This window comes from Streptomyces sp. NBC_01233, assembly GCF_035989305.1.
Taxonomy (GTDB): Bacteria; Actinomycetota; Actinomycetes; order Streptomycetales; family Streptomycetaceae; genus Streptomyces.
Map to the genome: position 1 here is coordinate 3,898,411 of NZ_CP108514.1, position 12,150 is coordinate 3,910,560.

The 12,150-nt window shown below is 68.6% G+C and carries 14 protein-coding genes and 2 pseudogenes; 7 read left to right on the forward strand and 9 right to left on the reverse strand.

Going from position 1 to position 12,150, the window contains the following annotated elements:
- Window positions 1-36: 36 nt before the first annotated feature.
- The 4 genes from OG332_RS18170 (at window position 37) to mscL (ending at window position 2,642) form a co-directional block, all read left to right on the forward strand.
- Window positions 37-594 carry a carboxymuconolactone decarboxylase family protein gene (locus OG332_RS18170; protein WP_327414460.1) on the forward strand — a complete coding sequence of 186 codons (558 nt, stop codon included), beginning with the start codon at window positions 37-39 and terminating at the stop codon, window positions 592-594.
- 16 nt (window positions 595-610) lie between these two features.
- Window positions 611-1,354 carry an orotidine-5'-phosphate decarboxylase gene (gene pyrF, locus OG332_RS18175; RefSeq protein ID WP_327414461.1) on the forward strand — a complete coding sequence of 248 codons (744 nt, stop codon included), beginning with the start codon at window positions 611-613 and terminating at the stop codon, window positions 1,352-1,354.
- 220 nt (window positions 1,355-1,574) lie between these two features.
- Window positions 1,575-2,018: a hypothetical protein gene (locus OG332_RS18180; protein ID WP_442816169.1), complete on the forward strand. Its 444-nt coding sequence runs from the start codon at window positions 1,575-1,577 to the stop codon at window positions 2,016-2,018.
- Between the two features lie 120 nt (window positions 2,019-2,138).
- Window positions 2,139-2,642 (forward strand): large conductance mechanosensitive channel protein MscL, encoded by a 504-nt coding sequence (mscL, locus tag OG332_RS18185; protein ID WP_327414463.1) that lies wholly within the window; start codon window positions 2,139-2,141, stop codon window positions 2,640-2,642.
- Between the two features lie 31 nt (window positions 2,643-2,673).
- Here mscL and OG332_RS18190 read toward each other — a convergent pair whose 3' ends face one another.
- Complete coding sequence (locus OG332_RS18190) at window positions 2,674-2,886, reverse strand: hypothetical protein (RefSeq protein ID WP_327414464.1); 213 nt, start codon at window positions 2,884-2,886, stop codon at window positions 2,674-2,676.
- Window positions 2,887-2,996: 110 nt separating this feature from the next.
- On the opposite strand from OG332_RS18190, the gene OG332_RS18195 reads away from it, so the two are divergent.
- Complete coding sequence (locus OG332_RS18195; RefSeq protein ID WP_327414465.1) at window positions 2,997-3,188, forward strand: hypothetical protein; 192 nt, start codon at window positions 2,997-2,999, stop codon at window positions 3,186-3,188.
- A gap of 312 nt (window positions 3,189-3,500) precedes the next feature.
- A pseudogene (locus tag OG332_RS18200) lies at window positions 3,501-3,707 on the forward strand (low temperature requirement protein A); the annotation flags it as partial.
- A 306-nt stretch (window positions 3,708-4,013) separates the two neighbouring features.
- Here the strand turns inward: OG332_RS18200 and OG332_RS18205 are convergent.
- Window positions 4,014-4,223, reverse strand: coding sequence for a DUF397 domain-containing protein (locus tag OG332_RS18205; protein ID WP_327414466.1), 210 nt, complete (start codon window positions 4,221-4,223; stop codon window positions 4,014-4,016).
- Window positions 4,224-4,488: 265 nt separating this feature from the next.
- Between OG332_RS18205 and OG332_RS18210 the strand changes: the two genes are divergently transcribed.
- Window positions 4,489-5,649, forward strand: a complete 1,161-nt coding sequence (locus OG332_RS18210; protein WP_442816170.1) for an ISAs1 family transposase — start codon at window positions 4,489-4,491, stop codon at window positions 5,647-5,649.
- A gap of 447 nt (window positions 5,650-6,096) precedes the next feature.
- Here OG332_RS18210 and OG332_RS18215 read toward each other — a convergent pair whose 3' ends face one another.
- The 7 genes and pseudogenes from OG332_RS18215 to OG332_RS18245 all read right to left on the reverse strand — a co-directional run.
- Window positions 6,097-6,378 carry a DUF7848 domain-containing protein gene (locus OG332_RS18215; RefSeq protein WP_327414468.1) on the reverse strand — a complete coding sequence of 94 codons (282 nt, stop codon included), beginning with the start codon at window positions 6,376-6,378 and terminating at the stop codon, window positions 6,097-6,099.
- Window positions 6,379-6,684: 306 nt separating this feature from the next.
- Window positions 6,685-7,032: a hypothetical protein gene (locus OG332_RS18220; protein ID WP_327414469.1), complete on the reverse strand. Its 348-nt coding sequence runs from the start codon at window positions 7,030-7,032 to the stop codon at window positions 6,685-6,687.
- An 8-nt stretch (window positions 7,033-7,040) separates the two neighbouring features.
- On the reverse strand, window positions 7,041-8,762 hold the full coding sequence (locus tag OG332_RS18225) for a transposase (RefSeq protein ID WP_327414470.1): 1,722 nt from the start codon (window positions 8,760-8,762) through the stop codon (window positions 7,041-7,043).
- 144 nt (window positions 8,763-8,906) lie between these two features.
- Complete coding sequence (locus tag OG332_RS18230; protein WP_327414471.1) at window positions 8,907-9,857, reverse strand: helix-turn-helix domain-containing protein; 951 nt, start codon at window positions 9,855-9,857, stop codon at window positions 8,907-8,909.
- Window positions 9,858-10,057: 200 nt separating this feature from the next.
- Complete coding sequence (locus OG332_RS18235) at window positions 10,058-10,240, reverse strand: hypothetical protein (RefSeq protein WP_327414472.1); 183 nt, start codon at window positions 10,238-10,240, stop codon at window positions 10,058-10,060.
- The gene (locus tag OG332_RS18240; RefSeq protein ID WP_327414473.1) at window positions 10,240-10,521 is read right to left on the reverse strand and encodes a hypothetical protein; all 282 of its coding nucleotides are present in this window, start codon (window positions 10,519-10,521) and stop codon (window positions 10,240-10,242) included. Before OG332_RS18240 ends, OG332_RS18235 begins: the two co-directional genes overlap by 1 nt.
- 742 nt (window positions 10,522-11,263) lie before the next feature.
- Window positions 11,264-12,136, reverse strand: a pseudogene (locus OG332_RS18245) (phage major capsid protein); the annotation flags it as partial.
- Between the last annotated feature and the right edge of the window lie 14 nt (window positions 12,137-12,150).

The window sequence follows — 12,150 nt, forward strand, 5'->3', positions numbered from 1 at the left end:
GAAACAAGACCGCCCCTGCCCGGGAGATGACCCGTCATGCCGCGTATCTCGCTCACCCCGCCCCGCACCCTCCTCCTGCGCATCGGCTCCTGGTACTCGCGCCGTACGTACGGCAAGGTGCTCGACCCCGGCCAGGCCTACGGGCACCACTCGCGCGTGCTGTTCTCGTACGTCCGCCTGGAACAGCAGGCGGCGAAGTGGAACGCGCTCGACGCCGGTCTCAAGCACCTCGCCGTGATGGCGGCGGCGGCCCGCATCAACTGCTCGTGGTGCATGGACTTCGGCTACTGGGAGGGCCACGAGCTGGGCGTGCCGGCCGAGAAGATCGAGCAGGTGCCGCGGTGGCGGGAGGCCCGCGGGGTGTTCACCGACCTGGAACTGCTGGTCATGGAGTACGCCGAGGCGATGACGGAGACCGAGCCGGCGGTCACGGACGAGCTCGCGGCGGAACTGATCGCGCGGCTCGGCGAGGCGGCGTTCGTCGAGCTCACCGCGATGGTCGCCCTGGAGAACTGGCGCTCGCGCGTCAACAGCGCCTTCGGCCTGACCAGTCAGGGCTTCGCGGAGGCCTGCCGGATCCCGGCCCGACCGTGACCCCGACAATGACGGCGTGAACACGGACTCCCCCTCCGCCGACCGCAGGGTCATCGTCGCCCTCGACTTCGACGACCGCCGGGCCGCCGAGGAGCTCGTCGAGCGCCTCGGCCACGCGTGCGGCTCCTACAAGATCGGCCTGGAGCTCGTGACCGCCGCGGGCCCCGGGCTCGCGCGGGACCTGGTCGAGCGGGGCCACGAGGTCTTCCTCGACCTGAAGCTCTTCGAGATCCCGAACTCCGTCGCCGGCGCCGTCCGGGCCGCCGGCGCGCTCGGCGCGTCCATGGTGACCGTGCACAGCATGGGCGGTACGGGGATCATGGCCGCGGCGGTCGAGGCGGCGCGGGAGTTCCCGCGGCTGCGGGTGCTCGCGCTGACCGTGGTCACCAGCATGACCGCCGGCGACCTCGCCGACATCGGCATCGAGGCGGAGGCCGAGGAGCAGGTGCTGCGGCTGGCCCGGCTGGCGGTGGGCGCGGGGTGCGACGGGGTCATCGCCTCGCCGCGGGAGGCCGGGCCGCTGCGTCGGCTGCTGGGACCGGACCGGCTGATCGTGACGCCGGGGGTGACCCTGGGGCCGGACGGGTCGGCGGGCGGCACGGTAGGCGGTACGGGGGGCGGCTGGGCGGGCGGGCACGCGCGGGCGGGGACGCCGCAGGCTGCCTTCGCGGCCGGGGCCTCGCACGTCGTGGTGGGCCGGTCGATCGCGCGGGCCGCGGACCCGGTGGCCGCGCTGCGGCGGGCGCGGGCCGCCTGTTAACTCCTGCGGGTGACGGGGTTGTCCACAGGCTGGCGACCGTCCACAGGCCCCGGCGGAATCCCCGGGGAGGCCGGATCGTGGGACGTGTCCGGGCGACGGGTCCGGGCACGGCAACTCACTCGGTCTGGTGGTGTTCGTCATGTCCCTTTGTTCCACGGCTCCTTCGACTTCCTCCGCATGTCCCCCCGCGCGCCCGGTCCCGCCGTTCCCGCCGCTCCGTGTGGGGCGGGGCGGGGCCCGGCTGCGCCGGGCCGTGCGGCGCAGGCGGCGGGCCGCCTCGGCCGGGCTCGCCGTCGTGGCGGCGGCCCTGGCGGTGGGCGGGACGGAGGCACAGGCTTCGCGGGGTGCCGCGCCACCGCCGGTACGGGCCTCGCACGGTGCCCCACCCCCCGCGGCGGTACGGATGGTGTCGGCCCCGGTGCGCATCGCGGATGCCGCGACGGTGCGGCTGCTGCGGCCCGGCGACCGGGTCGACGTGGTCGCGGCGGAGCGCGCCGGACCGCCCAGGGTGGTGGCCGCGGGCGCCGCGGTTGCCGAAGTACCCCGTCCGGAGCAGGGCGTCGGGGACGGCGGGGCACTGGTGGTCCTGTCCGTGCCCCGGGACACCGCGCGGGATCTCGTAGGGGCGGGTGCCGTGACGCGACTGGCGGTGACGTTGTGTTGATTCGCACGCGCGGTCGGTCAATTCACCGTGAGATGGGGGTCGATTGGACACGCCGCGCCCGGACTGCCGTAGCTTTCGGAACCGTTGGCTCCGTGTTCGGCACATGTGAAGAAAGGCTCAGTGGTGAGCGAGAAGAAGAAGGAGAGCGTGCTGGCAGGCTTCAAGGCCTTCCTGATGCGCGGCAACGTGGTCGACCTGGCGGTGGCCGTGGTGATCGGCGCCGCGTTCACGAACATCGTGAACTCGGTGGTCAAGGGGATCATCAGCCCGGTGATCGGTGCGGTGGGCACGCAGAGCCTGGACGGCTACAAGTCCTGCCTCAAGAGCCCTTGCGCCGTCGGCCCGAACGGCCAGCCGACGGGCGTGGAGATCCTCTGGGGCTCCGTGCTGAACGCCACCCTGACCTTCCTGATCACCGCGGCGGTCGTGTACTTCCTCATGGTGCTGCCGATGGCGAAGTACCTGGCCAAGCAGGAGGCCCGCCGCAAGGCCCGGCAGGGCGTCCAGGAGCTCGTCGAGATCACCGAGCTGGAGGTCCTCAAGGAGATCCGGGACGAGCTGGTCGCGCAGCGCGCCAACGGCGGCGGCAGCGCCGGCCCCGGGGGTTCGCGCGACGCGTTCTGACCGATCCGGCCGATCCGGCCGCCTCGGCGGGTCAGATGTGGTGCGGGGGCTTCTCGTCGAGGAAGCGGGCCAGGTCGGCCGCGCTTCCGCCGGCGGGCGGCCGCTCGCCCCAGCCCCGGTCGGTGTCGTCCGAGGACTGCTGGTCCAGCGGGTCGTCGAAGACCAGCTTCGGCTTCGGCCGGGGCCGGTCGGCCTCGGGGACGGGACGCGAGGACTGCGGGTCGGAGGCGGAGGCGCTGCTCATGCCTCCAGGGTACGGCCGCCCCCGCCCGCGGCCCGGCTCGGCTGGGGGCCTCGGCGCCCTTGCGGGCGTAGAACCACCGGCACACCGCGAGGCAGCTGGCGCAGAAGCCGGTGACGGCACCCGCCTCCATCCCCGACTGCCTCAGGGCGGCGGCCTGCGCCTCGGGCCCCTGGCCCTCGGCCTGCCACACGTGCTGGTCCCGGAAGATCACCGGGATCTGCCGGAAGGTCGAGCCGTTGCCGGGGGCGGAGAAGGCGAAGGCCGCCAGGAAGCCCGTGAAGAAGGCCCAGAAGCTGCCCTGATCTCCGGCGTGCGGCAGCGCGAAGATCACCACGCCCAGGGCGGCGGTCATCCCGAGGAAGGACAGCAGGGTGACCCTGGCGCCGCCGACCTTGTCGGAGAGCCAGCCCCCCGCCCAGCGCATGAGTGCGCCGACGAAGGGCAGGGCGGGCACCGCGATCCACGGGTTGCGGATCGCGACCCGCTTGCCCGCGGAGCGCCAGAAGGCCGGATCCTCCGGCGGCCATTGCGTGATGGTGCGGCCGGGGCGCAGGGGCGGCGCCGGCAGCGCGTCCGGCCTGCCGGAGGCCGGTCCCTCTGGTCTCCTGGCCGGTATGGCCTACTCCCCCATGACCGCCCGCAGCCGCCACGAGGACCATCGCGCGGCCACCCCGCTGGAGCTGTTCTTCGACCTCTGTTTCGTCGTCGCGGTCGCGCAGTGCGGGGCCCGGCTCGTGCACTCGTTGGCGGAGGGCCATCCCGGCACCGGGGTGATCGGGTACTTCTTCGTCTTCTTCGGCGTGTGGTGGGCGTGGCGTAACGGTGCAACAGGTTGATCTGACCCTAGCGTCTGGCCTGGTCAGCGCCTAGCGCAGATACGACAAAGTCCCGCCCACGTGCCACGGGGGCAGCGCGCAGACGGGACAGTTGCGGGGCTCAGTGGTTCAGGTGCCGGTGTACGTACAGCGCCCGCAGCGCGGGCATGAGACGGGGCAGCGAGCCCGCACAGCGCGTGTCTTGTGGGAGCGCCCACGAGTGCCAGCAAGCCAGGCACCAGAGCACCCGTGGACTCTCCGGGTCAGGCTCGGCGTTGCTGCCACAGCGGGGGCACTCATGCACGGCGACTCCTAGGCCGAGAGGTCGAACTCTCCCAGCTTGGCACCGCTGAGAAAGTCGGTCCACTCGCCGGACGTGAACTCGACCGCTTCGCCGGTCACGGTGCTGCGGACCGCCACCTTGCCGGGGACGTTTGTCGCCACCTCGACACAGCGCGGGTCACTGTTGTTGTACTGGCACGCGCTGGACGTGCGGAACTCGAATTCGGGGATTCCGGTCATCGTGCGTATCCCTTCCTCGCGCCTCGGGGAATCGGTCCCCGCGCCGTCGTTCGCTTACAACCCGTCCAGCTGCCAACCGTCCAAGGGGACAGCCGGACGGGACAGGGCATCGGCACGAAGGTGACTTGAGGGTGTTCACCCCAACTTGCCTTGCTGGGAGGGTTCGTGACGAAATGTGGCAGGCACGGTCACCGGCGATCATGTGAGTGTCTACGTCCCATGATCCTGCTGGAAGACCGTGCCTGCCGTTGCCGAATCATCCCTCATGCCCGCCTCACTTGACCAACTCGCCACCGCATCGTCTCTGTTGGTTGAGGAGTGCCCGGGCCTGTTGACCTGCCTTGCGACGGTGACGGACCCCCGTGACCCACGGGGCCGGCTTCACCCCCTGGTCGGCGTGCTCGCCATCTGCGCCGCTGCGGTCCTGACCGGCGCGACCTCTCTGCTGGCGATCAGTGAGTGGGCGGCTGACGCCTCGCAGTCGGTCCTGGCCCGGCTCGGTGCCCGCTGCGACCCCTTCACCGGCCAACACCACGCCCCTGGTGAGGCCACCATCCGCCGGGTACTCGCCCAGGTCGACGGTGACGTACTCGACCGAGCCGTCGGCAGCTGGCTGTCCGCCCGATGCCCGCAACCCAGCGAGCGGTTGCTGCGGGCGATCGCGGTGGACGGCAAATCCCTGCGCGGCGCCGCCCGCGCGCACGACCGGAAGATCCACCTGCTGGCGGCCGTCGACCACGCCACTTCCGCCGTCCTGGGCCAGGTCGACGTTGAGACAAAGACGAATGAAATCACCTGCTACCAGCCACTACTGGATGCCATCGACCTGACCGGAGCGGTCGTGACCAGCGACGCGATGCATACCCAACGCGAGCACGCCGAGTACCTGGGAGGCCGGGGCGCCCACTACATCGTCATCGTCAAGGGAAACCAGAAGAAGCTCCGCAAGCAGGTGAAGTCCCTTCCCTGGAAGCAGATCCCACTCCAGAACCGCACCGTCGGGACCGGCCACGGCCGCAGCGAGATCCGCCGGATCAAGGTCTGCACTGTCGCCGGCCTGCTCTTCCCCGGCGCCGCCCAGGCCATCGAACTCAAGCGGCGCCGAGTCAACCGCAAGACCGGCAAGGTCAGCACCAAGACCGTGTACGCGGTCACCAGCCTGACCGCCGAGCAGGCCAATCCGGCCCAGCTCGCGTCCTTGATCCGCGGCCACTGGTCGGTAGAGGCGCTCCATCACGTGAGGGACACGACCTTTGCCGAGGACGCCTCACAGCTGCGGACCGGCAACGCGCCCCGCGCCATGGCCACCTGGCGCAACCTCGCCATCGGAGCCCTTCGCCTGGCCGGTCTCCGCAGCATCGCCACAGCTCTCAGAGGAAACGCCCGCGACGCCACCCGGCCCCTGCGAATCCTGGCCATTCCGTGATCAAAAAACGGTCATACCTGCTTCATGCCGGAGCCCTGCCGGACGGGAGCTTGAGAGGGCGGAGGGAGTGCCCACCTACTTCACGCTGCGCGGGCCCCTGGCCTTCCGGCGGGGCTTAGCGGGGTAGTCCGGGTCATCCTCCGCCGCTGGTAGGGGTGCGGACCCGTCTGCGTGATCGTTCACCCACCCGCAAAGCGGGCAGGCGTACCGATTGTTCAGACCGGCGATCATGGTCCCGCACTGGCGGCATTCGGTCTCGGTGATCTCTAGCGCGGACAACGGGGGTTCCTCATCCCGTGGAGGCAGCGCCGGTTCCCATTGCGTCATGGGAGCACGCTACCGCCGTACTGCCCGGCGTCACGGCGGACCATCCGCAGTAGTTCGTACACAGCCACTTGCCGTCAGGACCCTGTTGCGCGGCGGCACCACAGTTGCCACAGTTCATCGCTACCTCAATTCAGAACGGGTGGGTTGTCTTTCCGAGTGCGGATTGCCCCGGCGGGGGTCCACTCGCCAATAGGTTTCGGTGATGAGCTTGAATTCACGGTGATCCGGGTTCCGGCCCGTGTGATTCAGCGCCCATGTCTGATGCGGGTTGCCGTCGTTGTCCGTGGCCTCGGACAACTCGTGACAGCTCATGCACATCATCTGAAATATGGCCACGGGAACGCCGGGGGCGTTGTCTCCGCTGAGCGTCCATTCCGCGTGGGCCAGAATCTGTCTGCTCATCGCTGCGCCGTCCTCTCCCCAAGCCGCCTCAGCCCGGATTCAACCGCCCGCAGAACGTCCCGCGTCGGCCACGCATAGCCCTTGCGCGGCACCCACGTGGGAACGTCGGCCCACGCGGGGAACGGGTCCCGCTCCCTCGCAGGCTTGAGCCGGTGGAACTCGCGACGATTTACCGCAGAGCCCAGCTCGGTTACGTCGTCCGCCGCGCTGCTCATGACTGCGCCCCCTAGGTCTCATCAGGTACGAAGGACCGTAGGGGGCACGCGAGTTGGCGAGGGGGACAGATTGTCCCCCTACCCGTATGGGCTACGCGGCGGCTACGCCGACCGCTTCAGCGAGGGCGACCGCCTCACCCTTGAGCGGCCCGGACGCCGTACGGGCCAGCGAAGCAGCGAGTCCGCGCGCCATCGGCACGTACCGGACACCCTCCGGGCTGACACGGTGCGCGTGGCTCAGGTAGTGCACGGCTGCCGCAGTCTCCCGCTTCTGGGCGTGTCCAGCCGCGATATCGAGCAGCAGACGCGAGCGACGCTCAAGCGACGCGATCTCTTCGGGCGCGATGTTCTCAGCACGCCGCAGCGCCTCACCAGGAGTCAGCAGACCCACCCCGACACTGACGCCGTGAATGGCCACGTTGGCGACTCTGTTGCTCAATTCCGGGGTCAGGCTGTGAGCTGGTAGCCGAGGCGAGCGAGGCGGCCGGTTCGGGGTGGGGTGTCCGTGGTGGTCCAGTGGGCGTCGAGGCGGACGATGTTGATCGCGGTGGCGGAGAACGTGTGTTGGAGGCGGACCTTCGGGAGGCCGCGGTAGCGGGCCCTGCGCAGGCCAGTGAGGTCGAGGGCCTGGTTGATGGTTCCCTCGATGCCCGAGCGCAGGGCGTACTTGTCCTTCCAGGTCCGGGACTTCTGCTCGGCGCGGGCCGTGGTCAGGGCAGCGTGGAGGTGTTCGGGGTAGAGGGTGAGCATCCGGTTGCCGCGCCGGGACCGGGTGCACAGCTTCAAGACGGGGCACTCGCGGCAGTCGGAGCGGGCGAACTCGACGACGATGGCGTCGCGTCCGTGCTGTTTCACCGGGTGCCACCCGGTGCTGGTGCGGCCTTCGGGGCAGGTGGCCTGGCGTGTCTTCCAGTCGATGCCGAAGGCGTTCTTGTCATAGCCGGCGGCCGCCTTGGCCTGGGGCGAGTGGTCCAGGAGCACGGGGGTGACCATGATGATGCCCTGCCCTGCGGCCTGGGTGATCAGGTCGGCCGAGGGGTAACCGGAGTCGAGGTAGTGCTCGGCCGGCTTCAGGCCGCGGGCGGTGAGCGCGGCCTGGACGGTGGCGGTCGCCTTCACGTCCGGGACGGTGGCCACCGTGGTCAGCACATCCGTGATCAGGTTCACCGCCCGGACCGGCTCCTGCCTCCCCACCGCCCCGGCTTCGGCTTCGGCTTCGGCTTCGGCTTCGGCTTCGGCTTCGGCTTCGGCTTCGGCTTCGGCTTCGGCTTCGGCTTCGGCTTCGGCTTCGGCTTCGGCTTCGGCTTCGGCGGGAGTGTCGCAGGTCTCGGTGAGGTGGACCTTGTAGCCCAGCCAGAACAGATCCTCGCCCTTGGCCGCCCAGCGCGCGTCGGCGTCATAGGGCGAGGCGAGGCGGAGATGACCGGGCGGAACGCCGTCCGTGTCGGCCTCCCGCTTCCTGACCACCTCCCGCCCGCGCGTATCGGTGCTGATCACGTACGTCTGGACCAGGACCTGCCGCAGCAGGGCGACCGGCTCGATCTCCCGCAGCCACCCGGGCGCCCCCGGTGCCCAGACCGCCCGGCACAGGGCCAGCGCATCCTGCCCGAAGACCAGCGCGAGCCGCTCCCGCTTCGTCTTCGAGGCCGGAAGCGTCCAGCCCTCAATCCGCTGCCCGTAGCGGTGGGCGAGTTCGGGCACGTCTACCACGCTGGCCAGCCAGGACGGCGCGGCCGCCGCGAGGGCTTCCAGCGCGGCCCGCACGCTCTCCCCGGCCAGCTCCAGCCGGTTCAGGTCCCGCACCGCGCTGATCACATGGGTCGCGTCCGTGCGCTGCTTCCCGCCCGCCGCCACCAGCCCCGCCTCCCGGCAGTGCTCCAGCAACTTCTCGAAGACCACCCGCTCCATGTCATGCTCGACCAGCCGGGCCCGGAACTTCGACAGCACGCTGAAGTCGAACCCCGGATCCTCCAGCTCCACCCCGAGCGCGTACTTCCAGTCGATCGCCCGCACCGCCATCACCGCGGCCTGCCGGTCGGTCAGGTTCTCCGCGAACTGCAAGACCGTGACCAGCGACAACACCCCCGGCGACAATCCCGGGGCCCCACGAACCCCGAACGCCTCGACGAACGGCTCGTCCGCGAACACCTCACCGAGCCGATCCCGCACCCGTATCGGCAGACTCCCCTTCGGGAAAGCGGCCCGGGCCACCCGCGCCGTCCGTTCCGGCACTGGCGGCAACCCGCTCGACCGCAGCGACATCCACATCACCCCCACGGCCGCACGACAGGGAAGCGACCGCACGATAGATCATCACGCACCAACCGAACCACGCAGCCGGAATTGAGCAACAGAGTCGTTGGCCGCGTCAAAGGCCGACTGCGTATGCGTGTAGTCGGCGGGCAGACGTCGGGCCGTTCGCTCGGCTTCCGTGAGGTATCGCTCAGCGTCTCCGGATCGCCCGTCAAGGCCGCACGAAACAGCAGCTTGGAGGTTCAACGCACCGTAGATACTGAGGAGTTCAGCGGGGCCGTCTTCCAGCTGGCTACGCAGTAGCGCCATGCCTGCTTCGTCGGTCTGGACGGCCTCCTCGGCGAAGCCCGCCGCGCGCTGCCCGATCGCCGTTGACCACGCCGCAAGGGCCAGCGACACGGGGTGGTCGGCTTCCTCGCTGTGGGCGCGTCCACGGTCGAGAGCGAGCCAGTAGAGCTCAGGCTCACAGATGTGCGCCAAGTGGCGCTGAACGAGTCGGTACAGGTCCCCGGTAGTCGCGTGAGCGGCCCGCCGCGCGTCCCCCTGGTGAGCCTTGACGCAAGCGTGAGCGTCACGGATCAAGTCTGGTAGCAGCGCCCCAACTTCGGTGCGCTGGTGGGTGCTGCTGTGCCACAGCTTCCATGCGCCGTCTACGCGGCCTCTCAGGGCTTCGGGGGTCACCGTGCCCACGGTCGGTACGGCAGCGAACGAGACGCCGTGCAGGGCCGCCCTGATGGGCGTGACAGAAGCGTGCGAGAGCTTGCCGACTGCATCGGCGGGGATGCTCAGGTCTCCACCTGTCAGGGTCGCGACGTCTGGCACGTGCAGCGCATTCGCTAGACGCACAAGGTGAGTGATCGACCGTAGGTCACGGTCGCCGTTCTCGATCTTCTTGAGCCAGTCGGGTGAACGGCCGACGAGACCGGCCAGCACGGGGCGACTCAATCCGCGACGCTCCCGAAGGATGCGAATACGTTCGCCGGTAGTCAGCTCTGGGGGCAGTTCGGTCATTGCGCGCTCCCTGGCACGAAGTCAAGCCGTATGGCCAGAGTACGCCCGGGACTTGGCCCACGACAGCCTGTTTGATCACTCAGCGTTCCGGCCGGCAGAGGCTCCGCGCCCATGTATGTCCGATTTTCCATTACATACCGTCACAGAAACGCCAATACCCCCGACGACCACCCAGCGCGGGCAGCCATCGGGGGCAAGGGTCAGAAGTGGCAGGGACAGGCAAGGCAGGCGTACAGGTCGGTTGGGATTGGCGCACGGCCGACCTCCACCGTGAAGAGGGCCGCGAAGAGTCCCCACAGGGGGTGCGTCGGCGGGTCCCGCTGCTCCGCCAACCGGCAGGCAAGCGCGGTGAGTTCGCCGCTCGCTGTGTGCTGGTCGGGCATCAGAAGTTCTCCGCGTCGTACTCGCTGAGCGCCTGGCGGGCAAGCTGCTGCATCTGCTCAAGCGCCCCGTCCATGCTCCCGGGGTCGTGTCCGGCCTCAAGGTCCTGCATCGCGGAGTGCAGCGCCGTGAAGTACCTCAGTGCCGGATGTGGGACCGGGAGCCCGCTCGCCCCCATGACCATGAAGCCGTCAGCGGCGATCTGACGGGTCAGTGCATCCCACAGGACCCGGACGTCACCGAACCGCTCCGGGGCAGTCTCAGGGGCAGTGAGCGGCTTCACGAGGGCAAGCCCGCCGCTTCGGCCAGTCGCCTTACGGGCGCGTGAGGCAGCGACCCGACACCGGCTATCACAATACCGCTGACGCGCATCGGCATTCTTTCCGAACGGCTTGCCACATGGCTTGTGTTGGCAGTTCGTGACTTTCAATGGAAAGCCTCCTTGCAGAGAAGACGAACAACGCCAAAGGGCCGTTCGTTACGGACGCATTTCCGGAGCTAGGGTCGGGATCGCTGAGAGGCAATCGGCCTGAACTTTCGAGCCGCACACGCCTCTCTGAGCGACGGTCAGCGCGAACATCCGCAATCATTTACCCGACGCTGTGCCATGAACGGGGCTGCAACGCTCGCATTCAATGACCCATGAACCTGAGCGCTCATCGCGCCGCGCGTCTGCGGGCAATTCGTTCTTGGCTTTATATCCGCAGCGCTGACACGAGCAGCAGCGTGCTGGGACGTATTGCCTGACATCTCCGCTGAGCACGGCTCGGCCATCCGGTCGCATCCATGCCGGACGCATCCACGATGACCACTCATTCGGCGCCTCCCCAGTGCCCGGAATCTCGCGTGCCTTGAACCCAAATATGGATCGGCCGTCATTTAGTTTGTGGGCAGCGCCAACCCTTCGGCCCCACCCCCATTTCGGCGAGGTACTCCCCTATGTCGTTGGGGCACTGCACGCGCATACCCGCCCCCAGGGGCACGCCGTCAATGCGCACCCCTGAGAGCAGTTCAAACAAACACGGTTAGACGCGCTCAGCGAGATCAGCGCCAACGAGCCAATCTGCCTCAGACTGCGGAACGTCGTACGTCTCGCCATTCAACAGGAGGCGAGCCGGGACGCCCACGGTATTGAGCGGCCCGTAGGACATGTGCCCGGTCATCTGAATGAGGACGGTCGGCTCATCAGCGTTGAAGAAAGACATGAATTGTACTCCTCTTAGGCGGAAACGGTAATCTTGCAGACGGCAGCAGCATTGGGAACGGCGATGGTGGCGCGGGCAATGGCGCGAACCGCCAGTGCCATCCTTCAGGAATCCGAACTGGTCGCTGATCTCAAAGCCAGCGTCCTTACGCCAGACGGCAAAAACCTGGTCCGCTTCATAAGTCAGGATTTCGGCATCCGGCAGGAAGGGCGACAGCCACACCGGAACGCCGAGGATGGAACGCTGGATGCCGGTGGTCGGCGAGCCAGCCGACTCACTCAGAAGAGGCTTTAGGGAACCAGTCGCCTCACGCAGCGCCATAAGGCCAGACCAAGTCTTCGGGCTCATGACGATTGCCGTGGCCTTCGCGTTGGCCGCCTCCAGCTTCCCAAAAGCCGTGACAAACGGGTCAAGGTCCTTGAGTCCGCCCGTGACCGCGTGAGTCTGGATACCAGCCGTCTTCGAAATGCCAATAAAGCCCTTACCGGAGCCGGTGCCTATCAGCGCCTCCCGGTCGAATCCCAGAGCCACAGACCGCATAAGCGACTTCGCAACGGGGTTCAGGAACGAGGAGCCGCCATCCTGCACAAGTTCATTGGCCAGCATGTCAGCGGCGGCAATCTTCTTCGGCGTGACCTTAAGCGGGTCGGCACCGAATCCGCCGGTCGGCAGGTCGTCAAGCTCACCGATGAATCCGGCCGTGAAGT